Origin of the sequence: Dehalogenimonas etheniformans, from assembly GCF_014672715.2 — a bacterium.
Lineage (GTDB): Bacteria > Chloroflexota > Dehalococcoidia > Dehalococcoidales > Dehalococcoidaceae > Dehalogenimonas > Dehalogenimonas etheniformans.
The window spans coordinates 1,735,251-1,761,435 of sequence record NZ_CP058566.2 but is presented as its reverse complement, the minus strand read 5'-3'; the positions used below and the strand labels follow the sequence as shown (position 1 = coordinate 1,761,435).

Annotated in this window: 29 protein-coding genes and 2 tRNA genes; 20 read left to right on the top strand and 11 right to left on the bottom strand. The window is 54.1% G+C overall.

Features of this window, described 5'->3' with window-relative positions:
* Positions 1–21: 21 nt before the first annotated feature.
* The gene (nadB, locus tag HX448_RS08750; RefSeq protein WP_102331525.1) at positions 22–1,557 is read left to right on the top strand and encodes an L-aspartate oxidase; all 1,536 of its coding nucleotides are present in this window, start codon (positions 22–24) and stop codon (positions 1,555–1,557) included.
* Positions 1,558–1,565: 8 nt separating this feature from the next.
* A complete protein-coding gene (gene nadC, locus HX448_RS08745) occupies positions 1,566–2,429 on the top strand; it encodes a carboxylating nicotinate-nucleotide diphosphorylase (RefSeq protein ID WP_102331524.1) in 864 nt (287 codons plus the stop codon).
* A 63-nt stretch (positions 2,430–2,492) separates the two neighbouring features.
* Here the strand turns inward: nadC and HX448_RS08740 are convergent, their stop codons facing one another.
* On the bottom strand, positions 2,493–5,039 hold the full coding sequence (locus HX448_RS08740) for a diguanylate cyclase (protein WP_102331523.1): 2,547 nt from the start codon (positions 5,037–5,039) through the stop codon (positions 2,493–2,495).
* Between the two features lie 170 nt (positions 5,040–5,209).
* Complete coding sequence (locus HX448_RS08735) at positions 5,210–6,307, bottom strand: type IV pilus twitching motility protein PilT (RefSeq protein ID WP_102331522.1); 1,098 nt, start codon at positions 6,305–6,307, stop codon at positions 5,210–5,212.
* A 124-nt stretch (positions 6,308–6,431) separates the two neighbouring features.
* On the opposite strand from HX448_RS08735, the gene sso10a reads away from it, so the two are divergent.
* From sso10a to HX448_RS08715, 4 genes are all read left to right on the top strand, one after another.
* Positions 6,432–6,713 carry an Sso10a family chromatin protein gene (gene sso10a / locus HX448_RS08730; protein ID WP_102331521.1) on the top strand — a complete coding sequence of 94 codons (282 nt, stop codon included), beginning with the start codon at positions 6,432–6,434 and terminating at the stop codon, positions 6,711–6,713.
* Between the two features lie 12 nt (positions 6,714–6,725).
* Positions 6,726–7,148 (top strand): hypothetical protein, encoded by a 423-nt coding sequence (locus tag HX448_RS08725; protein WP_102331520.1) that lies wholly within the window; start codon positions 6,726–6,728, stop codon positions 7,146–7,148.
* Positions 7,149–7,308: 160 nt separating this feature from the next.
* Positions 7,309–7,890 (top strand): methyltransferase family protein, encoded by a 582-nt coding sequence (locus HX448_RS08720; protein WP_102331519.1) that lies wholly within the window; start codon positions 7,309–7,311, stop codon positions 7,888–7,890.
* A 4-nt stretch (positions 7,891–7,894) separates the two neighbouring features.
* Positions 7,895–9,532 (top strand): GH3 family acyl-acid amido synthetase, encoded by a 1,638-nt coding sequence (locus HX448_RS08715; protein WP_102331518.1) that lies wholly within the window; start codon positions 7,895–7,897, stop codon positions 9,530–9,532.
* Between the two features lie 54 nt (positions 9,533–9,586).
* Here the strand turns inward: HX448_RS08715 and HX448_RS08710 are convergent, their stop codons facing one another.
* The gene (locus HX448_RS08710; RefSeq protein ID WP_102331517.1) at positions 9,587–9,919 is read right to left on the bottom strand and encodes a Smr/MutS family protein; all 333 of its coding nucleotides are present in this window, start codon (positions 9,917–9,919) and stop codon (positions 9,587–9,589) included.
* A gap of 188 nt (positions 9,920–10,107) precedes the next feature.
* Here HX448_RS08710 and HX448_RS08705 point away from each other — a divergent pair, with 188 nt between their 5' ends.
* From HX448_RS08705 to HX448_RS08680, 6 genes are read left to right on the top strand one after another with little or no spacing between them, the layout of a single operon-like run.
* Positions 10,108–12,039 carry a proton-conducting transporter transmembrane domain-containing protein gene (locus HX448_RS08705; protein ID WP_102331516.1) on the top strand — a complete coding sequence of 644 codons (1,932 nt, stop codon included), beginning with the start codon at positions 10,108–10,110 and terminating at the stop codon, positions 12,037–12,039.
* Positions 12,036–12,974: a respiratory chain complex I subunit 1 family protein gene (locus HX448_RS08700; RefSeq protein WP_190259860.1), complete on the top strand. Its 939-nt coding sequence runs from the start codon at positions 12,036–12,038 to the stop codon at positions 12,972–12,974. The genes HX448_RS08705 and HX448_RS08700 overlap by 4 nt, the downstream gene beginning before the upstream one ends.
* On the top strand, positions 12,971–13,648 hold the full coding sequence (locus HX448_RS08695; RefSeq protein ID WP_102331515.1) for a hydrogenase subunit: 678 nt from the start codon (positions 12,971–12,973) through the stop codon (positions 13,646–13,648). The genes HX448_RS08700 and HX448_RS08695 overlap by 4 nt, the downstream gene beginning before the upstream one ends.
* Positions 13,648–15,120 (top strand): proton-conducting transporter transmembrane domain-containing protein, encoded by a 1,473-nt coding sequence (locus HX448_RS08690; RefSeq protein ID WP_102331514.1) that lies wholly within the window; start codon positions 13,648–13,650, stop codon positions 15,118–15,120. The genes HX448_RS08695 and HX448_RS08690 overlap by 1 nt, the downstream gene beginning before the upstream one ends.
* Before the next feature lie 3 nt (positions 15,121–15,123).
* Positions 15,124–16,698 (top strand): hydrogenase large subunit, encoded by a 1,575-nt coding sequence (locus HX448_RS08685; RefSeq protein ID WP_102331513.1) that lies wholly within the window; start codon positions 15,124–15,126, stop codon positions 16,696–16,698.
* The gene (locus HX448_RS08680; protein WP_102331512.1) at positions 16,695–17,219 is read left to right on the top strand and encodes an NADH-quinone oxidoreductase subunit B family protein; all 525 of its coding nucleotides are present in this window, start codon (positions 16,695–16,697) and stop codon (positions 17,217–17,219) included. The genes HX448_RS08685 and HX448_RS08680 overlap by 4 nt, the downstream gene beginning before the upstream one ends.
* 4 nt (positions 17,220–17,223) lie before the next feature.
* Here the strand turns inward: HX448_RS08680 and HX448_RS08675 are convergent, their stop codons facing one another.
* Positions 17,224–17,571, bottom strand: a complete 348-nt coding sequence (locus tag HX448_RS08675) for a DUF488 domain-containing protein (protein ID WP_102331601.1) — start codon at positions 17,569–17,571, stop codon at positions 17,224–17,226.
* 66 nt (positions 17,572–17,637) lie between these two features.
* Between HX448_RS08675 and HX448_RS08670 the strand changes: the two genes are divergently transcribed.
* From HX448_RS08670 to HX448_RS08645, 6 genes are all read left to right on the top strand, one after another.
* Entirely contained in the window at positions 17,638–18,024 is a 387-nt protein-coding gene (locus HX448_RS08670) for a hypothetical protein (protein WP_102331511.1), read from the top strand.
* A 135-nt stretch (positions 18,025–18,159) separates the two neighbouring features.
* Complete coding sequence (locus HX448_RS08665; protein WP_162486012.1) at positions 18,160–18,348, top strand: hypothetical protein; 189 nt, start codon at positions 18,160–18,162, stop codon at positions 18,346–18,348.
* A gap of 94 nt (positions 18,349–18,442) precedes the next feature.
* The gene (locus HX448_RS08660) at positions 18,443–18,814 is read left to right on the top strand and encodes a DUF1428 domain-containing protein (protein WP_102331509.1); all 372 of its coding nucleotides are present in this window, start codon (positions 18,443–18,445) and stop codon (positions 18,812–18,814) included.
* Positions 18,815–18,853: 39 nt separating this feature from the next.
* Positions 18,854–19,264: a VOC family protein gene (locus tag HX448_RS08655; protein WP_102331508.1), complete on the top strand. Its 411-nt coding sequence runs from the start codon at positions 18,854–18,856 to the stop codon at positions 19,262–19,264.
* Between the two features lie 33 nt (positions 19,265–19,297).
* Positions 19,298–20,197 carry a VOC family protein gene (locus HX448_RS08650; protein ID WP_102331507.1) on the top strand — a complete coding sequence of 300 codons (900 nt, stop codon included), beginning with the start codon at positions 19,298–19,300 and terminating at the stop codon, positions 20,195–20,197.
* A gap of 3 nt (positions 20,198–20,200) precedes the next feature.
* A complete protein-coding gene (locus HX448_RS08645; protein ID WP_102331506.1) occupies positions 20,201–20,611 on the top strand; it encodes a RidA family protein in 411 nt (136 codons plus the stop codon).
* A gap of 73 nt (positions 20,612–20,684) precedes the next feature.
* Here the strand turns inward: HX448_RS08645 and purU are convergent, their stop codons facing one another.
* From purU to rnc, 7 genes are all read right to left on the bottom strand, one after another.
* A complete protein-coding gene (gene purU / locus HX448_RS08640; protein ID WP_102331505.1) occupies positions 20,685–21,539 on the bottom strand; it encodes a formyltetrahydrofolate deformylase in 855 nt (284 codons plus the stop codon).
* 78 nt (positions 21,540–21,617) lie between these two features.
* Complete coding sequence (trpS, locus tag HX448_RS08635; RefSeq protein ID WP_102331504.1) at positions 21,618–22,592, bottom strand: tryptophan--tRNA ligase; 975 nt, start codon at positions 22,590–22,592, stop codon at positions 21,618–21,620.
* A 125-nt stretch (positions 22,593–22,717) separates the two neighbouring features.
* Positions 22,718–23,563 carry a 4-hydroxy-3-methylbut-2-enyl diphosphate reductase gene (gene ispH / locus HX448_RS08630; protein WP_102331503.1) on the bottom strand — a complete coding sequence of 282 codons (846 nt, stop codon included), beginning with the start codon at positions 23,561–23,563 and terminating at the stop codon, positions 22,718–22,720.
* Complete coding sequence (locus tag HX448_RS08625) at positions 23,560–24,204, bottom strand: lysophospholipid acyltransferase family protein (protein WP_102331502.1); 645 nt, start codon at positions 24,202–24,204, stop codon at positions 23,560–23,562. The genes ispH and HX448_RS08625 overlap by 4 nt, the downstream gene beginning before the upstream one ends.
* A gap of 72 nt (positions 24,205–24,276) precedes the next feature.
* Positions 24,277–24,558, bottom strand: coding sequence for an acylphosphatase (locus tag HX448_RS08620; RefSeq protein ID WP_102331501.1), 282 nt, complete (start codon positions 24,556–24,558; stop codon positions 24,277–24,279).
* Positions 24,559–24,573: 15 nt separating this feature from the next.
* On the bottom strand, positions 24,574–24,717 hold the full coding sequence (locus tag HX448_RS08615; protein WP_190259858.1) for a hypothetical protein: 144 nt from the start codon (positions 24,715–24,717) through the stop codon (positions 24,574–24,576).
* Between the two features lie 50 nt (positions 24,718–24,767).
* The gene (gene rnc, locus HX448_RS08610) at positions 24,768–25,469 is read right to left on the bottom strand and encodes a ribonuclease III (protein WP_102331500.1); all 702 of its coding nucleotides are present in this window, start codon (positions 25,467–25,469) and stop codon (positions 24,768–24,770) included.
* A 347-nt stretch (positions 25,470–25,816) separates the two neighbouring features.
* Between rnc and HX448_RS08605 the strand changes: the two genes are divergently transcribed.
* Positions 25,817–25,890: transfer RNA gene (locus tag HX448_RS08605), tRNA-Gln, on the top strand.
* A gap of 11 nt (positions 25,891–25,901) precedes the next feature.
* Positions 25,902–25,975: transfer RNA gene (locus HX448_RS08600), tRNA-Glu, on the top strand.
* The last annotated feature ends 210 nt before the right edge of the window (positions 25,976–26,185 follow it).

Below are 26,185 nucleotides of genomic sequence, written 5' to 3'. Positions count from 1 at the left end.
TGCAAACCCTTCGGAGGCCGATTGGCGTCTTACGATTACATCATCGTCGGTTCTGGCATTGCCGGGCTGTATAGCGCCCTCCTGGCTAGGAAATACGGCTCGGTTCTCATCGTCACCAAGGGCAGCATCGAGGAGTGCAACACCCGTTTTGCGCAGGGCGGCATCGCCGCGGCGGTAGGCGCCGGTGATTCGCCGGAACTCCATTTTAAGGATACCATGGCTGCTGGCGCCGGTCTTTCCGACGAAACGATGGTGCGCATCCTTGCCACCGAAGCCGCTCTCCGGATCAAAGATCTGATCGAACTGGGTGTCCCGTTTGACACTATCGAGGGCGAGGTCGCTTTAACCCTAGAAGCGGCGCATTCGGTGCCTCGAATTCTCCATGCCGGAGGCGACGCCACTGGCCGTTACATCGAGGAGACGCTGTCCGCTCGTGTTCGCGCCGCTGACATTCCGGTTCTTGAGCACTGCCTGGCGACGAAGATCATCATCGAGGGCGGCAGAGCGGCAGGCCTCGAAACTCTGTCGGCATCCACCGGCCAGCGCGAGGTGCTCGCATGTCGCCACCTGGTCCTCGCCAGCGGCGGCGCCGGCCAGTTATTCAGTCTTACGACAAATCCCTCCGTTGCCACCGGTGACGGGGTGGCTCTGGCTTATGAAGCCGGGGCGGACATCATAGATATGGAGTTCTTTCAATTCCACCCAACGGCGCTCAAGCTTCCGGGAGTTCCCGTCTTCCTTATTTCGGAATCGGTTCGGGGTGAGGGTGGCATTTTACGCAATAACGATGGAAAACGTTTTATGACCGACTACGCACCCAAGGGTGAGCTGGCTCCGCGGGATGTGGTCAGCAGGGCTATCGTGTCGGAGATGAATAAAACGGGAGCTGATCACGTTTACCTTGATGTTACGCATTTGCCATCGACGCTGGTTCTGGCGCGTTTTCCGCAGATCTATCACTACTGTCTGGAGCAGGGACTCGATATTACCAGAGATCTTATTCCGGTTGCGCCGGCGGCTCACTATATGATCGGCGGAGTCAGGGTCAACGCCTGGGGCGCCAGTTCGGTGGCCGGGCTCTATGCCGCCGGAGAGGTTTCCTGCACCGGGGTTCACGGCGCCAACCGGTTGGCCTCCAATTCCCTGCTAGAAGTATTAGTTTTTTCTCACCGCATCATCGAAAATTCGGTTGGGCGGGGTGAATCCATGGCGATGGTTCCCGCTCAGCGCCGCAGGCTTGCTGAAGCCAAGTCCGGTGCGGTACTATCTTTACCCGGAAAGAAAGATATCCAGGAGATCATGTGGCGCAGCGTCGGGATCGTACGCGATGCCGCTGGGCTGGCCGATGCCGCGCTCAAACTCGCGAACTGGCAAACCGCCGCTTCAGTCCTCCAGTCGCGGGAAGATTACGAGATCAGCCACTTGATCACCTGCGGCAGGTTGATGACCGAAGCCGCCCTGTATCGAGAAGAAAGCCGCGGTGCTCATTTCCGAGCCGATTTCCCCTGGACTTCGGAGAAATGGCGGCGGCATATAGTTATTAACACTGGAAACTAGGAGGAAAAATGGCAACGCAGGCTCAGATAGAACAGATCATCGACGTCGCCTTAGCCGAAGACCTCGGTCGCGGTGACCGTACCACCGAACTAGTCATCCCGCCGAGTATGGGCGGCACCGCCGCTATCATTGCCAAAGAACCCGCGGTGATTTGCGGCGGCGAAATTGCCAGGATCGCCTTCATGAAAGTTGACCAGACCCTCCAGATCAAGGTGAATATCCCCGACGGCCAGAAGGCCAAAGCTGGGGATCCGGTGCTCCTGATCACCGGCCGAGTCGCCAGCATCTTAAAGACTGAGAGAGTTGCAATAAATTTCCTCTCACATTTGTCGGGTGTCGCCACGGCGACCTCGCACTTCGTAGAAAAAGTCAAGGGGCTTGATGTCAAGATCAGCGATACCCGCAAAACCTTGCCTGGGCTGAGACTCCTCGAGAAATACGCCGTGTATGCCGCCGGCGGTCAGAACCATCGGCCTGACCTGGCTTCGGGCATCATTATCAAAGACAACCACCTGGTAGCCCTTGCTGCCAGGGGGGTGAGCATCCCCGAAGCCATCGCCAAGGCTAAAGCGGGCGCCAAGGGCATGAAGGTCGAGATCGAGGTTCAGAACCTGGAACAGCTTCAACAGGCGATCTTGGGCAAACCGGATATCATCATGCTGGACAATATGCCTGTAGACGAAATGAAGAAGGGCGCCAAAATGGTGCCCGCCTCAATCAGCCTGGAAGCATCGGGCGGCATTAATCTGGAAAATGTCAGGGCGGTGGCTGAAACCGGAGTGGATGTTATTTCGATCGGCGCGATCACTCACTCGGCCAGGGCGATTGATTTCAGCCTGTCCTTTGTCACCGGCAGGCCGCCCCAGGCCTGATCGCTCAAACTGCCCGGGATCGGAGGAATGCCTAACCCCCGTTGGTTTTGAGCGGTGTTAGACTTACTCGTCAAGCGGAGGCGACTGTGGTTCGCCGCGCCTGTCCATTGAAACCGGACCGATCTTGGCTCCGCATTCCATCAGGTTGCAGAAAACAGGCACCAGGTCTGGATCGAACTGGGTGCCGGAGCAGCGTCTGAGTTCGTCGAGGGCGTCCTTTAGAGCCAGTTGGGTGCGGTACGGCCGCGGTGAAGTAATGGCATCGTAGGCATCGGCGACTGACAGGATACGGGCTTCGAGCGGGATCGCCTCGCCCTTTAGCCTTTGCGGGTAACCTGTGCCATCCCAGTTCTCATGATGGTGCATGATGGCAGGCAGGCATTTGGACAGGTCGACGACGTGCTTCAGTATCTCCACGCCAAGTTCCGGATGGGTCCGGATCGGCTCCCATTCTTTCTGTTCAAGCGCTCCAGGTTTGGTTAGAATGGAGTCAGGCACACCAATCTTGCCGATGTCGTGAAGCAAACCGGCAGCGCGAATGGTATGCACCGTATCTTGCGGCAGGTTTAAGGCCTCGGCAAGAGATACGGCGTACTCGCTGACTTTGCGGGAATGGCCATAAGTATAATGGTCCTTGGCGTCCACCGTTGCAGCCAGGGCGTAAATGATGGAAAGCGGCTTGGGTTGGGATTCTGTTTCCGGGGCTTCCTTGGGATTGTTTACCAGTTTAAGGCCGTCCGAAGCGATGCAGGTACGATTGCGTCCGGTCTGCTTGGCCCGGTAGAGCGCAGTATCCGCGCGGTGGATGATCTCTTCCTTCATCACCCCGTCGGTCGGCCAGTTGGCGATGCCCAGCGAAGCGGTCACCGGCATCTCGCGGAAGGATGATTTCGACTCGATGGTCTTTCTCAGGCGTTCGGCGACGCGGAAGGCATCTTCCATACGGGTTTCTGGTAGCAGCACGGCAAACTCTTCGCCACCGTAACGGAAAGCCAGGTCGATAGTCCTGACCGAGGACTGGATGAGTTTCCCAACCTTGCGCAGCAACTGGTCGCCGGCAAGGTGGCCGTAGATGTCGTTATAGACCTTGAAAAGATCGAGGTCGAGAATGATCAATGAGAAGGTGATGCCGAAGCGGCTGCCGCGGCCGATTTCCTGCTCGATGCGTTCATGAAAATGGCGGTGGTTGTAGAGTCCTGTCAGTTCATCGGTGTTGGCCCTGATCGTTGCCTGGATATAGAGTTGAGCGTTTTCGATGATCACCCCGGCCTGTGAGGATATCCGGTCTATCAGATCGAGGTCTTCGGTAGTGTATACTACCCCGCGGCGCTTGTGTCCGATGGCGATTAATCCGATGAGTTTTTCGCGGCTCTTTATCGGTTGGAGCAATGCCAGGTTAGCGTTAGTGAGTTGTTCTTTTTCCGCCTGCCACAATCCTTTAAACTCTGGCAATGACTCAACCTGCGAAGGCGTCAAGGGTTTACCGCTGCGGTCCATCCACTCGATGATCGGGTTGTCCACCGGGAGCCGAAGATTGCCTTTCAGTTCATGGTTGTCCGGATAGGTGTATTGGACAATGAAATCGGCGGCGGCGTTGTCCTGAAAAAGCAGAGCTGAATGGGTCACGCCAAGAGCCTTGGTCAGGGGCGGGAGCAAAGCCTGGGATAGGTCATCGAGGTTGAGGATATGGCTCATCTTGCGGGAAAAATCCCCCAAATCCTGCCGGTAGCGGTAGGTGTCCTGGTAGAAAAGGCGGTCGACCGAAACACTGATAAAATGAGCCAGCGACCGGCCCGATAATGCCGCAATAGTTACTATAATACCTGCGGTGATGACCACCGTCGTGCTAGGGACGCCGAGTTGAATGAGAATGAAACTTAGGCCGCCGTAGGTTACTGCAATAGCACCCATCAAGCCTAGTAGAGTCAGACCGCGCCTGGCGACCAGCTTTATGTCGAAGAGTTGGAACCGGGAAATGGCGTACGCGATGAGCGCGGCGTTGATGATGTTGCCGATATGATCGGTGGTCAGTCCGGCCAGAGCCGGGGTGAACGGAGTCACATAGCTCAAAAGAATCAGGGCACCGGAACCGATTATCAGGTACATCGTGCGGTTACGGTCGAATGGATCGGTCGACCGCCGATACCGGTTGATCAACATTATTAGTCCCGAAACCACGAACGGGGCGATGAAGGCGCCGATGACGATGTCCCAGGGCCGGATATCGTGGAACAGGTATCCGTTGACCAAAGAGACATTGGAGACGACTCTTCCCGATAATGCCATGACCAGGATGAAAGAGGTGAAGGCATAACCCAGGTAGGACCAGATGCCGCCGGTTTTGTCGTTGTAGACTCTGACGAAATGGAAATAGGCGATACTCACCCAGGCGATGGCGGTGACCACCAGCTCATTCCAGAGTTGTAAGTGCTGAGGGCTGGCGCTCGGGTTGAACACCAGCATGAAAGAGCTGAAACTCCAGAATGCGGCGACACCAAGAAAGTAAGCGAAAAAGCGGTTAGCCTTACGCTGAGTGTCCTGAATTACCATCAGGAGCAGGACAATGTAAACGAGGCTGGCGGCCAGGGGGATCAGGGCCCAGGCGTTCAAAGGTCAACGTCCCCCGAGAATAAGACTTCGATGGCACATTATGTCGATTCTCTGTTGAGAAGTCAAAGGCGGGCAAACGTAAGGCGTTCGTCCGAAAGTACCATCTTCGTTCTCGCCCATCACCCATGCCGCCTCTTTGGGCGAAATCGGATTTCAAACCTGAATGGCCGTCAGCGTTTGAAGGGATCAGGCCCCTTGACGTTACGTTTGGCTTCCTCGATCAGACGCTCGAGCCGTTCGGGATTATCGCTCTTCATCAAGGCTTCTTCTTTGGCAATAACTCCGTTGGCGGCAAGTTCCGCCAGGTGCTGGTCTAACGTCTGCATTCCCATCTGCCGGTTGAGCTGCATTATCGACTGCAGTTCGAACGTCTTGCCCTCGCGGACCAGGTTCCGGACAGCCGTAGTGGCCAGTAGTATCTCGTAAACGCCGACACGGCCGCGGCCGTTTGACCGGATCACCAGGGTTTGGGAGATTATGGCTTCCAATACTTGGGAGAGTTGAAGCCGAATTTGGTGCTGTTGTCCCGGCGGGTACATGTCGATAACCCGGTCTACCGTCTGGACGGCGTTGATGGTGTGGAGGGTTCCAAGCACCAGGTGGCCGGTTTCGGCGGCGGCGATGGCGGTGGTCAGGCTCTCCACATCACGGATCTCGCCGACGACGATGACGTCCGGGTCATGGCGCAACGCATGACGCAGGGCGATAGGATAGGAGTTGGTGTCCCCGCCGAGTTCCCGCTGGGCGATGATGCACTTGTTGTCCTGGAAGACGTATTCGATAGGGTCTTCGATCGTGATCACGCTTGAGTTGCGGTTCTCGTTTAGGTGCTGCAACATGGCTGCCATGGTGGTCGATTTGCCGGAACCGGTCGGTCCGGTGACCAGGATCAAACCCCTGGGTTTCATGATCAGGCTTTTGAATATCGTCGGCTGATTCAGCATATCGATGGTCATAATCTGGAAAGGCACCATGCGCACGGCGATGGAAATTGTGCCGCGTTGGAAGAGAATGTTTACCCTGAACCTTGAGACATCGGGAACGGAGATAGCGAAATCCAATTCCTTGGTGGCGTAAAAAGTCTCCTGCTGCTGCGGGGTTGTCATCTCCCGCATCAACCGTTCCATGTCGGCGGCATTGATGCAGGGATACTGAGATTGCCTTTTCAGGACGCCGTCGATCCTGAAAACAGGCGGATTGGGCACTTTCAGGTGCATATCGGAAGCTCCGACCTTGACCATTGCCCGTAACAGTTCGTCAGCCTTCATTCGCGCCTCCTGAAGGGGCTTTTCAGCGTTGCGCATATCATACACCCTCCACCCTTGACTTGGGTAGTATAATAGTACTAGTTAATCTGGATAGAAACAGAACTTTGGTTCTCTGGATTAAGGAATGAGATTAGACCGCCGACGGTCAAGTATCGAAATAATTGCCGATATGCTACGCTTAGGCGAAGCAGGCAAGACGGAGATAATGTACTCCGTCAATATGAGTTATTTTCAACTGCAGAAGTACCTCAATTTTATGGTCGAGCGGGAACTGATCGACAGAGTAAAGCTGGGCAATCCTTCGGTCGCCTACCGGGTAACCAAGAAGGGGCTTAGTCTTTTGCGGAACATCGACGAGATCCTCGACACCCTCAATCTCAAAGACGACGGCGAAGAGACGCCCTAGACAGGAGCCTGTATGACCGAAAAACGCATGCTCATCTTACCAGTCGAGCTGGTTAAGAAAATCGATGATAACCGCGGCGACACCTCACAGGCGGAATTCATCGATCTGTTGATCGAAAGCCATCTCAAAGGCTCGCCGTCTCCCGCCAGCGTCGTGACTCGCGAAGACCTTGAAGCTGTCAAGGCCGATGTCGCCAAGATGCTCAACAAAGAGAGCTACAAATATGCCCTCAAAGATGAGATGGCCGGTTTCCAGGAAGATACCAAGAAGCTTCTCAAGAGCTTTGTCGATTTTTTCATCGGTTATGGTCTTGAGCTCGGCAAAGACGGGCCTATCGACATGAAAGAAATCACCAGCAAGATGGCTGGCCTGGATAAGGAAGCCAACAAAGACGTCCCGGAAGAGGGCCGGGAAGTCAAGATCAAGTGGAAATAGCAGTACAAAAGAACCCAGGAAAATGGCGCACAAACTGCTTCCCCCGGATCCCGGGGGAATTTTTTTATTCGTGACCCAGCTTTGACTAGAACATTATTCTAGTACTTTATACCTTCCAATCGTATCCTACGAATGTCATAGTGTCTCCCGAAAAAGTACTATGACATACATTCTGCTGGGCGCCGCCGGGTTTCTGCTAATGCACCTTCTGGACTTTGCGTCCATAAAAAAGGCGCCCTTCATCAAACCGGCTCTTTCGTTTTTTGGGACAATGCTGATTGCTGTCTCCGCCACGATGGTTGCCATCGCCTGCCGGAAATTCGGATTACCTGAGTGGGCTTCAATAGCCGGTTGGGCGATCATGGGCGTGTCAGCTTGGCTCACGGTTTACTCGCTCTATTTCGCCCTGCCCGCGGTCAGAACTTACATCAAACCCGGGAGCAGTGGCCAATTGGTAACTCGCGGGGTCTATGCCCTCGTCCGCCATCCCTGGCTATTGTTCTTCGCCCTTTCCATGACCGGCTTGGCGCTGGGTTCTCGTTCAATACTGGCAGTTGAAGCCGGTATAGCCTGGACAATCCTGTCCCTGATCCTGGTTTACGTTCAGGACCGGAAAATCTTCCCGCACATGTTTTCCGGTTATGCCATTTACCAGAAGACTACCCCGATGATCGTGCCTAATCGAAATAGTGTTTCTGCCTTCTTTGAAGGCTTTAGAAGAAATAAATTACCGGAGGCCTAAGAAGGTGAGCCAGCTTTCAGAACTATTCCGCCAGGGTAAATACGATGAGATGTGGGACCGCTGCTGCGGCTTCATCGACCTTTCGCTCCAGGAGTTCATGGGTATCCAGAAGAGGCTGCTTATGGAGCAACTCGAACTCCTGAAAAATTGCCAATTAGGCAAGGGCATTTTAAAGGGTGCCAATCCGACGAACGTTGAAGAGTTCCGCAAGATGGTGCCGTTGACCAGCTACGAGGACTATGCCCCTTACCTTTTGAAGCGCCGTTGGGAGGTGCTGCCCCGCAAACCTATCCTTTGGCAGTACACCTCAGGGAAGAGCGCGGAATACTCTTACCGCTGGGCGCCGGTGACCGCGAGGATGCTTGACGAAACTGAGGCTCTGGTGTTCGCCCTGTCTTTCTTTTCTGCGGCTACAAAGAGATACGACATCAAGATCCGCCCCGGTGACCGCGTCCTGTACGGGATGGCTCCGCCACCCTACGCCACCGGCACGATGACTCGTGTCTTCCCCCACGAGATGTTCGATTTCCTGCCACCGGTGTCGGAAGCGGAGCAGGCCTCGTTTGAAGAACGCATCAACACCGGGTTCAAGATGGGACTGGACCATGGCATGGATTGGGTTCTATCTATGTCCAGTGTGGCTTATGCCATCGGCGAGCGGTTCAAGCATAGCGGCGGCTCGGTAGATATCAAGAAATTGTTGAAGCGTCCCCGGACGCTGGCGCGTCTGGTCAAGGGTAAGGTCGTCTCAAAACTGGCTGGGCGTCAGATGCTGCCCAAAGACCTGTGGAAACTCAAAGGCCTGATCACCTACGGTATCGACGGTGAGGTCTTCCGTGAAAAGATCAAAGACATGTGGGGCCAGTATCCCTTGGACTTCCACGGCTGCACCGAAGCGCCTGTAATCGCCATGCAGACCTGGGACCATGAGGGTATGACCTTCGTCCCCCACATGAACTTTTTCGAATTCATCCCCGAAGCCGAAGCCGTCAAGTGCTGGCAGGATTCGGCATACCAACCCGAGACTTTCCTTATGGACGAGCTCAAACCGGGAAAGTATGAATTGGTGATCACCAATCTTCACGGAGGCGCCTTTGTCAGATACCGCTTGGGACACCTGGTTGAGATAACGGCTCTCCGGAACGACACACTGAATATCGACATCCCGCAGATGCGCTTCCTGACCAGGCTTGATGACCAGATAGATATCGCGGGTTTCACCAGGTTGTCGGAAAAGGTTATCTGGCAGGCGCTGGAAAACTCCGGCGTAGAATATGAAGATTGGACTGCCCGCAAGGAGATCGTCGGCGATAAGCCCGAGCTTCACGTTTATGTCGAACTGAAACGGCAGGAAACCAGGTCGGCCGAGGAGGTGGCGTCGGCGATCCATTCTGAGTTAAAAAAGTTGGACACGCCTTACGCCGAATTGGAAGAGTTCACCGGCCTGCAGCCGATGGATGCCACTGTCCTGCCCCATGGCGCTTTCAAATTGTACAAAATGAAGCAGCAGGCCAGCGGGGCCGAACTGGCCCATTTGAAACCGCCGCACATCAATCCCTCAGATTCGATCGTCGAATTTCTCACTTCGATCGCAGATCGCGTACGGGTGGCGGAAACGGAGCCCGTTACCACTGCCGTCTAGACCAGACTTGAATCGTGACTCGAAACGGGACGCAGACTTACTGCGTCCCGTTTTTCAATGGTATGTAAGGTCCACATCGGTGACGCCGGAACCGCCATGATAACAGTCGGCGGGCAGGTAGCGGAGCACTAATGGATGGGTAGCTAGATACCGGGTTACTTCCATCTTCAAGACGCCTGTGCCTTTGCCGTGGACGATCCTCACTCTGAAATAGCCCGCCTGGAACGATGAATGTAGGAATTCGTCGACCTTTGGCAAGGCTTCGACCACGGTGAGTGCGTGCAGATCGAGAATCGGGAGAGCCTCAAGATAACCGGGATGTCCCGTTGATTTGTCGCTGGGAATTCGCCGCTTGTTCTTTTTTACCACGTCTGGATTATATACCATTTATCATGAGGCGCTGAGGAACGCCGCTATCGGCGCGGTTACTCCCTGGGGTCTTTCTCTTGACACCTCAGCACGAGATGTCTAGAATATTCTTCCATTAACAAAGACAGCATGTGAGGAAGTCCCGGGAGGGCTTCCTTTTACTTTTCACAGCACCCGGCGCGGCGTCGTATGGACATTAAAACAAAGTGATAGAGGGGCTATTCCTCGGCGGCGGGGCGGCTCTGGTGTTGGCCGCGGCAGCGGCGATCACCGGGAACCGGGGCGGCAGACGGCGCGTTGCTCTGGGGCTTGTGATAGCCGGCGCATTCTCCTTGATAGCGGCTTCCGGTATCGTCCTTGCTGAGAACTCCGACCTTACATTCCAGCTTCATCAGGTTACACCGCAGCTAGGCATCTCCTTCCACCTGGATCGTCTGGCAGCATTTTTCATACTGATCATCAGTTCGGTGGCGGCCTGCGTCGCCGTCTACTCGCTTCGTTACGTCGAGCATACCGGCAGCCAGTCCCGCCGCGACATGTCGGTGGCGGCGATGTCGGTATTCATCCTTTCTATGGTGCTGGTCGTGGCTTCGGCCAATTTCTTCGCCTTTATCTTTTTCTGGGAACTGATGTCGCTGTCATCTTTATTTCTGGTGATGTTTGACCGGGAAAAGGCAGAAACTGCCAAAGCCGGGATTTATTACTTGGTGATGACCCAATTTTCGACTCTCTTCCTCTTGCTTGGTGCTCTTTTATTACACCGGTACACCGGGACCTTCGATATCACGTCTGCCGGCGGACTGACCCTCTCGACGGCCGGAATTATTTTTAGCGCGTTCTTTATCGGCTTTGGCACCAAAGCCGGAATCATACCTTTCCATAAATGGCTGCCCTTCGCCCATGCCGCCGCTCCATCGAACATCTCTGCCCTGATGTCCGGTGTCATGATCAAAGTGGCGATCTATGGCTTGGTTCGAATCCTGCTCGATGTCCTGTCGCCTGAACTTTGGTGGGGGACACTATTGTTGGTCTTCGGCACCGTCTCGGCGGTTCTTGGCGTCATCTATGCCCTCAAAGAACATGATCTCAAGAAATTACTGGCATTTCATTCGATCGAGAACATCGGGATCATCGTCGTCGGCCTCGGCTTGTGGGTCATTTTCAGCCATTACAATTTGAGCACTCTGGCCGACCTTTCCCTGTTTGGAGCTTTGTTCCACATTCTAAACCACGCGATATTCAAGAGCCTGCTGTTTATGACCGCCGGTTCAGTGGTAGCTGCCACCCATACCCGTAACATCGAGGAAATGGGCGGTCTTGTAAAAACCATGCCGGCGACGGCGGTGATTTTCTTGATCGGCTCGGTCGCCATTTCGGCGCTGCCTCCTTTAAACGGCTTCGCTTCGGAGGTGATGCTTTTCCAGGCTTACCTCGGCGCTTTCCAGGTGCCCAGTCCCTTGACGGCCGTGTTGTTGTTCACCGCGCTGGCCGGTTTTGCGTTGATGAGCGCCCTGGCTGCCGCCTGTTTCGTGAAGGCGTTCGGCGCGGTCTTCCTGGCACTTCCCAGGTCGCATGAAGCGGAACATGCCCATGAGGCGCCGAGGGCGATGCTTGTCGGCCCCGGCATCCTGGCGGCGGCCTGTGTTGTCCTCGGTGTCTTAAGCTATCAGATTCTTAAAGTTGTCGGTCTGGACTTGCCGGTGCCCAATGTCCTGCCCGTGAGCCTGGTGGCTCTTCTGGTTTTCGGTCTGGCGGTACTAGCCGTCAGGCGGATGGAGACCAGAGCCCGTATCTCAGAAACTTGGGGTTGCGGCATCCATACCCAGACAAGCCGCATGGAGTACACCGCCTCCGGATTCTCCGAACCTATCATCACGATATTCAGTCCCATTTTCCGCACCAGGAAGATCGGTAAGCGGGAGTTCGCCGATAAGGATAAATCGATCGTTTCTGGCGGTTCGGGCGAAGTTCATACCCTGCAATTCTTTGAGGAGAGAATCTATTTGCCCATAGCGTTGTTCGTCAAGCGCATTGCGTCATGGGTCTCCGCGCTCCATAACGTTGACCTTGATGCCAATGTCATGTACGTTTTCGCAGTCATCGTGATCATCTTACTGGCGGTTGGGCAACTGCTGTGATCTTGAACACTGCTCTTTATCTCTTGTTGAATACCATTTTCGTGGTGGCTCTATCGCCATTGGCCATGACCCTGGTAAAAAAGGTGAAAGCCTACTCTCAAGGCAGGATCGGCCCTCCGCTCCTTCAGGGTTACTACAACCTGTTCAAGCTGTTTAAGAAGGAGATTGTCTACTCTCAAAATTCCTCGTTTATCATGCGCCTGGCGCCGTATCTGAATATCGGATTCCTGCTGGCTGCTTCGGTGATGGTGCCTATGGTTTTCCTCCCGGATGTTTCGGGGATCGGTAACATCATTTTATTCTTATACCTTATGGTGACGGCGAAATTCTTTGTGGCACTGGCCGGTTTGGACGCCGGGTCGACCTTCGGCGGTATGGGATCTTCCCGTGAAATGAGCCTGTCTGCCATTATCGAGCCGGTGACCATTACCTCGGTCGCGGCTCTCGCGTTTGTACTCAAATCTACCGATATCCCTGAGATGTTTGCGACAACCCTGAACGGATCGATTTCCCAGTACCCCACCCTCATCCTGGTGGCGTTTTCGCTATTCATCGTCATCATCGTCGAGACTGCCCGTGTCCCGGTGGATAACCCGGAAACACATCTTGAACTCACCATGATTCACGAGGCTATGATTCTCGAGCAGACCGGGCCCAAGCTGGCCCTCATGGAACTATCGCAGGGCATCAAGCAGACCATCCTCATGGCGCTTTCGATCAACATTATTTTGCCCGTCGGTCTTGCGGCGAATGTGGGGGTCGTTCCGATTATCGTGTCGATAGTGAGTTTTACGGCCAAAGTGATGATTTTCTCCATTGTCGTCGGGGTATTTGAATCGATGATGGCCAAGATCAGGTTGTTCCGCCTGCCCAGCTTTTTTATCCTGGCGCTGTTTTTCTCTTTCGCTACTATTGTCTTTGAGTTGCTGGCATGACAGATATGCTGTTCGGCGATGACATCATCAAGATATTACTGGTATTCTTGATCGGCAGCGCCGCCCTGATTATCACTCAGCGGTCTTTAACATCGCTTTTCTCGATTTATGCGTTGCAGTCGGGTATACTCGCGGCGATCGCTTTGGTCCTGTTCTCCCGCGAGGCGACCTTGAGCCTGCTTCTGATGGCGCTGCTCACAATATTGTCCAAGGTGATCATCATCCCCATGTTCCTGCGCCGCCTTCTGGCGGTGATGCCCATCAAGCGCGACCTGGAGTTCCGTTATTTGACGCCGATAGGCTCCATCATGCTCTCGGCGGCTCTGTTTTTCGTCGTCTACACAGCATTCAACGTGTTCTCGGCTTCACTTTCGGTCGGTCCGTTGTTCCTTCTCGGAGCGGTGATCGGTGTATCGCTGGCGCTCATGGGCATGCTAGTCGTGATGAGCCGCCGTAAGGTTGTCACCAAGATCATCGGTTATCTCACCATGGAGAACGGCGTGCTGCTGTTTTCACTCTTTATTGCCGAAATGCCCTTCATCATCGAGGTTTTGATCGTGGTTGACTTATTGATGATCATCGTCCTGTCTACGGTTCTCGCTTTCGGCATAGATTCTTCGGTTGAAGCCTTTCACAAGCGGTTGAGCCAGCTCGGCCTGGAGTCTGAAGACTGATGGATTTCATGATCATAGTCGGGTTTGCCGCGCCGGCGGTGATAATTGCCGCGGTGTCGTTCTTACTGGGACGTTTCCATCCCCAGACCGATGGACGCTTGCTCAACAGCCTGCTCATCGCCGAGTCGGTCGTTTATCTGGGTCTGGCGGTGTGGCTTGCGGTGTCCGACCTTCCGCGTTTTCTGGTGGGCAATCACTACCTTTTTGCTGATACTTTCGGCGCTTACGAGATATTGATCACCACCGTGCTCTTTCTTTTATCGGCGGTTTATTCCCGTGGCTACCTGGCTTCACTCCTGGAGCGAGGGGAGATCGAGAGGTCGCTTCTTGGCCTGTTTTACGGTGCTTTTGCCCTGTTGCCACTAGTCCTGGTCATGGGCTTTTTGGCCAACAACATCGCGCTGATGTGGATCTTTGCAGAGCTTTCCACGCTGTTCTCGGTCGTTCTCCTGGTAACGTTAAAAGCCAGGGAGAACATCACCGCAGCGCTAAAGTACGTTTTCGTGACGTCGACGGCCATGCTATTCGCTTTCATCGGCGTCATCGTCCTGTTCGCCCTATCGCGCTCCGCAGTTCCGGGAGGTACCCTCAATTGGACCGACCTGATGTCGGCAGCCTCCGCCATCCCCCCTAAGCTCTATACCTTTGCCTTCGTGCTTCTGTTTATCGGCTTCGCTGCCAAGTCGGCTATCGTCCCCTTCCATACTTGGCTGCCCACGGTCTATGTCAGGGCACCATCGGTGGTAGCCGTCATTTCCGGTGCCGTACTCAATCTCGGACTTTACGCCATCATCCGGCTATACGCCATCGGGCACCGGGCTGGCGACGATAGTTTTCTGAACCCCTTTTTGATAACATTCGGAGCCGTCAGCATTTTCGTGGCCGCCTTAGCTTTGATCGCTCGAACCAATACTAAGAAGGTCATCGCCTTTTCTGGCGTGGAACAGGCGGGACTGATACTTATCGCGATAGGTTTGGGTTCCCCGATAGCTCTGTTCTGGGCACTGTTTCACAAAGCCGGCAATGCACTGGTTAAAGCCTTGCTATTCTTCTCCGCGGGCATTTTCCACCGCCAGTACAATTCCAACAAGTTCTTTGCCGTGAAAAGTCCGTTCAGGCTGCAGCCATTGGCGGCCTGGGGTTTAATCCTCGGCTCAGCAGCCGCCGTAGGCACGCCGACTCTGCCGGTATTTTTGGCAAAGTTCAATGTCCTGTCGGTCATGGCTTCTCAGGCTTTGCCTTTGTTCATCGCTGTTTTGGCTGGCTTTTTGCTGGTGGCGGCGGGTTTTGGCTATTACCTGGTGCGGGCATTTTCCCAGCCGGATGACGAGACTATCCAGCCCTATATAACACCCCTGGCGATGAAAGCTCCCATAGTGGCGGTTTTAATCGGCTTGTTTGCCCTCGGCGTCTACCTCCCCGGATGGCTGAATACGACTCTGAACACCATCGTTTCGGACCTGGGTTTGTAGCATATGCAGAATCTGATATCTGTGGTTGAACAACACCTCTATAACAAGGGTTTCGATAGCCGCAGCCGCAAAGGATCCAGCGGTGAAACTCACTTGTCAGTCAGCGTTGTGGCTCTGGTTGAAGCCGTTGCTTTATTGAAAAAACAGCAGGACGTGCTGTTGATCGGTCTCTGGGCGGCCCAGGATTTTACAAACGACGGTTTCACCTTGTTCTATTGCTTCGAATGGCGTGGCGCCAGGGACCTCTTCGTCCTTGAGGTAAGGCTGGTGGGCAACCGGGCGATTTCCATAGCTTCTGAATACCCCATCGCCAGCTACTTCCAGCGAGAAATCGCCGACGGTTTTGGCATCGAATTCACCGGTTCGTTCGATACCCGCAGATTGTTTCTCCACGAGGCTTACGCGGATGATTTTCATCCGCTCTTGAAATCTTTCGATGGCCACCGTCCTGAATCCGCCAAAATCACTCCGGCGCGGGAGTACCGGTTTAAAGAGATCACAGGTGAGGGCGTTTACCAGATCCCGGTGGGACCAGTCCACGCCGGTATCATCGAACCCGGTCATTTCAGGTTCAGCGTTATCGGCGAAACCATTTTCAACCTGGAGATCAGACATTTCTGGAAACATCGCGGTATAGAGAAACTGGCTGAGGGGAAAACCACTGATGAAGCATTGAAACTGGCGGAGACGGTCTCGGGCGACGAAAGCGCGGTTAACGCCTGCGGCTTCGCCATGGCGGTCGAATGCATCGCCGGCGTGAATGTGCCGCGGCGTGGATGGGAGTTGCGGATGATCGTGCTCGAGCTCGAGCGGGTCTACTCCCACCTCGGCGACCTGGCCGGAATGTCGGTGGATGTGGCTTATCCGGTTGGGGCGGCTCCTTTCTTCGTCCTCCGCGAGGAGATAATGCGCTGGAACGCTGAATTGACCGGTTCCCGGTTTCTCAAGGGTTTCATTGTGCCGGGCGGCTGCGCCCGGGATTTATCGCACGAACACCTTGAAGATCTGAAAGAATACACCCTTTGCTTTTCAAACCGCTTCAACCAGGCTCTTGACGGAATTTATGATTCCGCTTGGGTAATAGACCGCTTTGAAACCACCGGCATCGTGAAGCGCGAACTTGTTGCGCCGCTAAACCTTACGGGACCGACCGCCCGCGCCTCCGGGACGGTTATTGATACCCGGGTCGATCACCCCTATGGATTATATGAGGAGTTCAAGCCTGAGGTTGAGATCGGGGATTCCGGCGATGTCCTGAGTCGGTTCCAGGTTAAAGCTGGTGAAATTGAAGAATCGCTACGTCTGATCGGGGACATTATTACCAAAACCCAAGCCGGTCCGGTGAGAGTTGATTGCCGGCCGGAAAGCGGGTATGCATTGTCGCTGGTTGAAGCTGCAAGAGGGCAGAACTTGAATTGGGTCTGCCTCAAAGACGGACGAGTTGACCGCTGGAAGGTCAGGACGTCCTCCTTCAGTAACTGGCTGGCCATTCAACACGCGGTCATTGGCAATATCGTGCCGGACTTCCCTCTCATCAACAAGAGTCTGAACTTATCATACGCGGGCAATGATCTATGAGCACAAAAAGTCTGATAAACAATATTCTCTCGCCCAAGCGCGCTGGCGCGGTCGCCTTCCGGGACGAGGAATTCGAAACTGTCGGGATTGTGCTTAAATCAGAAATCGACCGTGTGTTTGGACGAAGCTTGGCTATCCGTGAGGTGGATTCGGGTTCCGATAACTCGGCGGAGATCGAGCTCAATAACCTCGGCACACCCCATTATGACGTCGAGCGCTTCGGGGTCAGTTTTGTCGCCTCTCCCCGGCATGCCGATGTCATCGTCATAACCGGGCCGGTGACGCTGGCCATAGCCGAAGCCGCCAGGAAGACCTTCGAAGCCATGCCTCGACCGGGTTGGGTAGTGGCGGTGGGTGACGATGCTTGCGGCATCGGTTTGGTCAAAGACAGCTATGCGGTTCTCGGCGCCGCCGACAAAATCCTTCCCGTCGACTTCAAGATCCCCGGCAATCCGCCTTCTCCGCTCGAAATAATGCGCGGGCTCCTGACATTTATGCGGGCGATTCAGCAGAAGGGCTGAACTGTCATCTGGTAGCTTCGAGCGCCTGTTTCAAAACAGCGGCTTCGTTGTGGCTCTCATCTTTGGCTGCATAAACCAGTGTAATCGTTTTGTGGTCAGCTTCAGCCTGCTTCAACTGGTCCACTAGGTCCGTGTGATCCTTGAGTTCAGTCCGGTATTTGGACTTGAACTCCAGCCAGCGCTCAGGATCGTGCCCGAACCATTTCCTAAGTTCAGTGCTCGGCGCCACTTCTTTGAGCCAGAGGTCGATTCCAGCCTTTTCTTTAGAGATGCCACGCGGCCAGAGCCTGTCGACCAGAATGCGGTAGCCGTCTGATTTTTCGGCTGCTTGGTAAGCCCGCTTGATCTGTATCGTCACAAGACCAATTTACTCCAATTTATCATTGACTCAAAAAGACCGGCGTAATATGCTGGCTCAGTGGACGAAGAATTAGTCAAGAAACTCCTCTTTAAAAGGGAATATCAAGCCGCCATCCTTAATGCTCCGCCGGATTACCTGGATCGGATCGGGATTCCGGTAATGGACGATATATCGATCAAAGCGAGCCTTGATTTTATCCAGGTTTTTGTCACTGGCAAGCTGGAATTCCTTCTTCAGTTACCGAAAATCCTTCGGGCATTGAAGCCCGGCGGTCTGTTATGGATCGCTTATTCAGCTAATAACTCCAGAATGCCGGCCGATGTTAACCGCTACATTTTATGGGCCGAGATGGCCAAGTTCGGCATGGCCGGGATCGCCATGATTTCGATTGACGATACCTGGTCGGCGATGCGGTTCCAACCTGTTGGAAAACCGAAACGGTGAACCTCTCAGCCGGCCAACCTCTGTAATCTCGGGTTTTTCCCTGCAAAATTAGGTAAAACTACCTATTCCAATCACGCCGGCAATGGGGTATAAGTAATTGCGATGGTCACGAAACAAGTCGTGCAAGATACGCATTTGGTAGCATTGCTGCCGGCTGTCTCTGTTCCTCCGGAACGCCAGCTGCTAAGCCTCGGCCAAAAAGCATGCGCCGTTCCGCCGATGGTGGGTGGTTTTCAAATGCCGTTGCCCGGGTTCTCCGGTCGCAGCCCTGAAATGGAAGCGGAACAGTCCCTGGACTGGCATTGCTACCTCGGGTCGAAGTAGCAGATCCCGGCATTTTTTTATCCATAGGTGCAATTAACGGTTGTCTGCGCTTCTTTATATTCGGAACAAGCGAAACAGGAAAGGAGTCTTGGAGATGAGGTACGTTGACGGATTTGTTATCGTTGTACCCAAAGGAAATCTTGAAGCCTATCGCAAACTTGCAGAGGAATCCGGCCAGATCTGGAAAAAATATGGGGCGCTTGAGTATGTCGAATGCATAGGCGATGATCTGAACCCTGAGACGCCTGGAGAAATGAAAGGGCTTACATTCCCTGAGATTGCCGGCGCCAAAACCGGCGAGACTGTCGCCTTTTCGTTCATCGTCTATAAATCGCGGGAGCATCGTGACGAAGTGAACGCCAAAGTGATGGCGGATCCGTTTATGAATACCCAGCCAAATCAGCCGATGCCTTTCGATGTCAAGCGGACGGCTTTTGGCGGTTTCAAGGCTATCGTAGATTTATAACAAGTTCACTAGAACAGTAATATATCGAAGGAGGGTATCGTGGCCATTCTAAATGCGTACCTTCATTTCGCCGGTGACTGCAAGCAGGGAATGGAGTTTTACCAAAAGATCTTTGGCGGCGAACTGAAGATCATGACCGTAGGGCAATCGCCTATGGCCGTTCAGCGCCCAGAGGTCAAGGACAAGATTCTTCATTCCATCCTGCGCGCAGATGGAGTGGTTATTATGGCTTCCGATTGGCTGACTCCGGAACAGCGCATTCCCGGCAACACGGTGGCTTTGACTCTGGTATGCCAGAGCAAGGAGGAGATCGACGGCTTCTACGCCAAATTGAAGGAGGGTGGCCAGATTCAACAACCCTTGAAGGAAGAATTTTTTGGCACCTATGCCCAGTTGATCGATAAGTTTGGTTTCAACTGGATGCTCCAGTTTGGCCAAAGCGACATGTAATCAAATTCCCGCTTGTTAAGTTAGGAGGAAATTATGCAGAAGATAACGCCGAACCTTTGGTTCGATAACAATGCCGAGGAGGCTGTTGCCCTTTATACTTCACTCTTTAACAATTCTCGCAAGGGCTACGTCTCTCACTACGGCGCCGAGGGAGCCAAAGTGTCCGGTATGCCCGAAGGGTCGGTGTTAACCGTCGAGTTCCAGCTCGAAGGCTATGATTTTATTGCTCTTAATGGTGGCCCGGTTTTCAAATTCAACCCCTCCGTTTCTTTCTTCATCATGTGCCAAACCGAGGAGGAAGCCGATCGGATGTGGACAGGCCTTAGCCAGGGTGGGTCCGTGCTCATGGAATACCAGAATTACCCTTTCGCCAAAAAATTCGGGTGGCTGAATGATAAATTCGGACTTTCATGGCAGGTGATGCTGGCTGAAAAGCCTACCCAGAAGATACAGCCATGCCTCATGTACGTCGGCAGGCAAGCTGGTCACTGCGAGGACGCTATCAATCGCTACGTTTCGATCTTTCCTGATTCCGGGATCGTAATGTTATCTCGATATGGGGAAGGCGGAGCAGACAAACCGGGCACAATTAACCACGGCGTGTTCAGCCTCGCCGGGCAGAAATTTGTCGCCATGGACAGCGCCCTGGAGCACAAATTCGCTTTCAACGAAGCAGTTTCATTCATGGTTGACTGCAAAGACCAAAAGGAGATCGATTACTACTGGGAGCGGTTGACCGAAGGCGGCGAGGAGAGTGTGTGCGGTTGGCTCAAAGATAAATATGGTGTTTCCTGGCAGGTGACGCCGGCCGCACTGACAGATATGATGAAGGACCCTGATACAGTTAAAGTCGAGAGGATGATGAAGGTCTTCCTCAAGATGAAGAAGATCGATCTCGTAGCGCTTGTGAAGGCGTTCGAAGGAAAATCATAATCTATGGCAATCCAGTACTTCAATCCCGACGGGCTGAATAAGAACCCTGTATTCACTAACGTTGTCTCGGTTCTCGGCTATACTAAGACGATTTATATTGGAGGCCAGGACCCGATCGACGCATCAGGAAATATCGTCGGGAAAGGCGATATCAAGCGTCAGACCAAGCAGGTTCTGGCTAATCTGGAAACGGCTGTTAAAGCCGCGGGAGGCATTCCGGAGAATATCGTTAAATGGAACATCTATCTCGTGCAGGGACAGTCTCTTCTCTTGGGTTTCGAGGCGTTCCAAGAGTTCTGGGGCAGACGGCCTAACCCGCCCGCCGTCACTACCGCCATAGTGTCTGGCCTTGCCAACCCTGACTTTTTAATCGAGATGGATGCTATCGCGGTGATGGAGTCTAATCAGCCATAATGCAAGCCCGTTCGTGGTGAGCGCGAGCCTGTGCTGAGCTCGTCGAAGCAAACCATGGACGGGCTTTTAGTGTTTAAAGAATGATCGTGCGATGGCCGTGGACAAAGACACGGTTGGCAATATACAGCTTCACCCCGTCGGATAAAACTCTCTTCTCGATATCCCGGCCCTTGGTGATGAGATCGTCAACCGTATCCTGGTGTGAGATCGGCAGCGTTGCCTGGTGGATGATCGGCCCTTTATCGAGATTTACCGTGGCAAAGTGAGCCGTTGCACCGATAATCTTTACTCCACGCTCGAATGCCTGGTGATAGGGCTTGGCGCCCTCGAAGGCCGGAAGAAACGAGTGATGGATATTGATAACTCGGTTCTCGTACCGTGACAGGAAATCCTCGGAGAGGACCTGCATGTAACGGGCCATGACGACGAAATCGATCTGGTAGTCCTCGAGGATCTCGAACTCTTTGCGCTCGGCCTGGAACTTGTTCTCGGAGGTCTTGGGAACGACGTGGTATGGCACGCCGAAGAACTCGGCGACAGGCAGCAGATCTTCATGGTTCGAGATAACGACCGGGATATCGCACCGCAGTTCACCAGCCTTATGCCTCAGCAGCAAGTCCCACAGGCAATGGTCGAACCTGGAGGCGAAGATAGCCATCCGGGGCTTGGTATCGGAAAAGACCAATTCCCATTTACCGCCGAAACCGCCGCTTGCGAAAACGTGTGCAACCGCCGGGGCGATTTTTTCGCGGGCGATCGAGAAATCCTGGATATCCCACTCGATCCGCATGAAAAAAGTATTGGAAGCCTTGTCGACGAATTCATCCAGCGTGATGATGTTGCCCCGATTCTGTGATATGAAACCGGAAACCGCGGCGATGAGCCCCTTTTTGTCCTGACAGGTGACTTTCAGTATTACAGAAGTCATATCGCTCTCATTTTCCTCTCCCTCGATGGGAAAGGATAAAAGGAGAGGGTGAAAAGCCACCCTCAAACCTGGGACAGATTACAGCAACCCCATTCTTTGCTTCACTTCAGTGATCGTTACCATGGCAATACTCCGGGCTTTTTCGGCGCCTTCTTTCATCACTCTATCGATATAAGCCTGGTCCTTGGCGATCTCGATGCGGCGGGTACGGATGGGCGCCAGGAATTCATTGATGGAAGCTCCGAGTTGCTTCTTGCATTCCACGCAGCCGCGGGAAGCAGACCGGCAGCCTGAAGCGATCTCATCGATGGCTTGCGGGTTGAAGTTTTGCTGCAGCTTGTAAATATTGCAAACTTCCGGATGTCCCACGTCGGTACGCCGCATTCTTGCAGGGTCGGTGACGGCGCTCATTACCTTCTTCATTGTCTCTTCAGGAGTAGCGGCCAGTTCGATGTGGTTATTCAGCGATTTGCTCATCTTCTCACGGCCGTCAAGACCCACCACCATCGGGAACGTGGTCATGCGGGCTTTTGGTTCGGGGAAAGTGTCGCCAAACTGGTCGTTGAACCGCCGGACGATCTCCCGCGCCAGTTCAAGATGAGGCAATTGGTCTTCGCCGACCGGAACCACCTCAGCCTTGTACAGGACGATGTCGGCGGTCATCAGCACCGGGTAGCCCACCAGCCCGTAATTGACATTTTGGGGCTGCTGCTTGACCTTTTCTTTGAAGGTTGGCACCCGGAGCAGCCAACTGAGAGGTGTCACCATCCCCAGCAGAGTGAAGAGTTCGGTTACCTCCGGCACGTGAGACTGGACGAACAGGGCGCATTTGTTTGGATCGAGTCCCGCCGCCAGCAGGTCGGTGATCATTTCGCGGACGTTTTCCTTAAGCAGATGGGTGTCTTCAAGCGTCGTCAGGGCGTGAATATCGACAACGCAATAGATGCATTCGAACTCATCCTGCATCGCCACGTAGTTCTGCACCGCACCCAGGTAGTTGCCCAGGTGGATGCGGCCTGTAGGCCTGATGCCGGAAAAAACGCGCTTTTTCATCGTAAATGAGACTCCTTAACGAAAGACAATTTTAACATAACGCACGCTTTCGATGCGAGGGTTTTCAACGGCCGTCTCTGCGAGGAGCATGGCGACGAAGCAGTCTGGGGTTGGTGACGCAGGGGCTACCCTGCTAGATCTTCGAGGCGGCGCACCACTGAATCGATGGTCTCGGGCGCGGTGGAAGCCCCAGCCGTGACCCCGACCAGGTTTTTACCTTTAAGCCACGACGGGTCGATTTCGGCTTCGGTTTCCACCAGGTGAGTCTCCGTTTTGGCGGCGCATAGGTCCACAAGGTGTCGCGTGTTGGCGCTGTGGTGCCCGCCAATGACCAGCATCAGATCGGCGCGGCCGGCAAGTTCCAGGGCTGCCGCCTGACGTTTGCGGATGTCGTGACACACGGTATCCACCAAGCGGAGCTCGGCGTCCTTGACCATTGCAGTTTCAGTGACCCGCTTGGCAAAATCGATGAATCGGGCGGGAACCTGGGTCGTCTGCGACAGTAGTCCGATGTGACGCGGCAGTTCGATACTGTCGAGGTCTCCGGCCGATAAGGTGGCGATGCCGTGGCCTTCAGCCCAGCCAAGTATGCCCCTCACTTCAGGGTGATTGACGTCGCCGTAGATGACGGTGAAAAAGCCCGCCTCGGACAGGCGGCGTGCCGCCGTTTGCGCGCGTTGCACGAACGGGCAGGTGGTGTCGACGATCTCGATGCCGCGCTCCCTGATGTCCTGCAGCACTCTGGGACCCACGCCATGTGAACTAACGACGACGGTTTTTCCGGTAATTTCGGAAACGTCGTTCACTGTCCTGACACCGAGTCCGTTCAACCTTGCCATGACCTGGCGGTTATGCACCAAGGCGCCGAGGGTTTCGACTCCGCCTTTTTGGCGTGCCGCATCTTCAAGAATGCCGAGGGCACGCCTGACCCCGAAGCAGAAACCGAGGTCCGCCGCCCGTTCGATTTTCACGCTTCTTCCCCGTACACGCCGCGATTTGCCTGCGGCAGCAGTTCGGCGATCGCTTTCATTATCCGCTCGCCTTGGGCGGCGAGTGCGTCCCTATCGTTCTTATCCGAGCCTGCATCCAGGTTGAATGGTTTACCGAACTTGATGGTGACCGTCCGCGGCTTCAAAAACCACCATTTACCTTTGATGTTCTCGGTGCCGAGGATGGCTGTTGGGACCACCGGCACTCCGAAGGTGGCTGCCAGGTAAGCCGCCCCGGGCAGAGCTTGGCACAATGTCGCCGCCGGGTTGCGCTTGCCTTCCGGGAAGATGATGATCGCACCGCCCCGTTTAAAAGCGGACTGGGATAATTTGATGCCTTCGCCGGAGACGCCGGTGCGGTTAACCGGTATGGTGCCGGATCCCCTGAAAATAAATCCGACGAATTTATTGTTAAAGAGTTCCTTCTTGGCGAGGAAATAAACAGGATATCTAGGCAGATTGAGACCTAAAAGCGGCGGATCGGCCAGGTGAATGTGGTTGCTGCAAACCAGCATTGGGCCGGAAGTTGGCACGTTTTCCTTGCCGATGATTTTGACCCGGGTGAGTATGAATACGATTCTCGCAGACAGGCGCACCAACCGGTAATACCAGGCGAATTTCATGGCGTCAGATTATATCCTTTAAATTCTCTGCTGAACAATAGAATGAACGGGAAAAAGGGGAGAGTGGAGATTCTAAAACGCTATGCGGAAATCGGAGTATGCACCGGTTGGCTCGACCCATTGGGTGTCGACTGTATTGACGATCGCGCCGGGTGGACCGGACATGAGGACTTCGATAAAGTGGAGTAGGTCCGGCCGTTGGCCTTCGGCGATAACTTCGAGGGTTCCGTCAGGCATATTCTTGACATAACCCACGATTTTAAAACCGGCGGCCTCCCGTCTGGTGAAATCTCGGAAATTCACTCCCTGCACCCTCCCGCCGAATGACAGGCGCACCGCCGTGGTTTTAGACATTTTGATGGTTGCCCGTTATTCAGCCTTGGGTTTCTTGCCCTTGGTCTTCATTACTTCGACAGGTGGGGGTGGCGGTGTGAAAGAAGATGAAACGATCGGCTTGGAGGCATCTTTTTTAGCCTTTTTCTGTTCTCTTCCGCCTTTGTCTCGTTGTCCCATTTGAGTCCCTCATTTTGAATTTATTCGAATCCAAGTTTAACAAAGCGAACTCAGGGTGTAAAGCGTGTCCCCAATTCATCGAGGGCTTGTTGCGCGGCTCGTGACTGGGCTTCTTTCTTGGTCCGCCCCTCTCCGCGTCCCATTACTGCTTCCCTGACCGATACCGTAGCGACGAACATTTTCTCGCCGGATTGGCCTGATATCTCGGTTTCGGTATAGGCCGGCGTTGTCTGAAACCGGCTCTGAACGATCTCCTGCAGCCGGCTTTTGGAATCGGCGATGGCGCTGAGCGCTTCCAGCCGCTCGATGTCGGCGGCAAATAGGCGCCTTATAAACCGTCCGGCGGCTTCGCTGCCCTGGTCAAGGTACACCGCCGCAATGAGAGCCTCCAGGGCGCGGGATAAATTGGCTGGCTTGGCGCGGCCGCCGCTTGAGTCCTCGCCCCGCCCCATGTACAGGTATTCTCCTAGTTTAAGCGACGTCCCGAGCCGAGACAGAGTTTCGCGGCGCACCAGGATCGACCGATAGCGGGTGAGCGTCCCTTCGTCTTCGCCGGGAAACGTCCGATACAGCATATCGGCGATGAAAAGCCCCAAAACCGCATCGCCGAGGAATTCGAGTCTTTCGTTGGAAATTCGTCCCTGGCCGGGTCGTTCGTTCAGGTAGGAGCTGTGCACCAGCGCGGTTTCCAATAACGCCGGATTCTTGAAACGGAGGTTCAATGCCGTTTGTATTCTTTCCAGGTCAGCCATGTTCTAAAGAATAGGGATGGACATTACGGTTGTCAATTTATGGTTGGTACTAGTCCTTTAGGGTTAGAACCCTTGACGTAAATGACTAAACTGGTTATTATATAGGCATTCATCCTTGGGGAGGCTGATCTTGCGCACCTTAATCGACAACCTGGTTTCTATCGCCATAATTGCCGGAATGGCCTTTGTCGCTTTCGGCATCTCCTACGTCCTATTCTGGGGTTTCATGACCCACAACCCAACGTAATAGCTAATCAAGGTCGCTCTTTAATAATGCCGTAGCCGCTTTGCGGTTTGCGGCATTACGCTTTTTTCAGATATAATTACCTTTGCTTCTTTAAAGCCGATGGGGATTCGTCTAGCGGTAGGACAGCAGACTCTGGATCTGCTTGGCCAGGTTCGAATCCTGGATCCCCAGCCAAATTTCCTCGCGGCGCATTCGTCTAGCGGCCTAGGACGCTGCCCTCTCAAGGCAGAGATCACGGGTTCGAATCCCGTATGCGCTACTTTTACATTCAAAATGATGCGCTTGAACCGGCTTTGCCATTTATCCTCAACCTGAGCCGGGTCGTAAGCCTTGGGGAGATCGGTCATCGGAGCGTCAGTCATCAGATTATCCTTGTTGCGATAGTGAAAAGTATTCTAGCGCGCGGCCGCTGAGAGCTTCTACCTCATAAATCCGAAATCCGATATTGAAATCCGAAACATGGGAATGA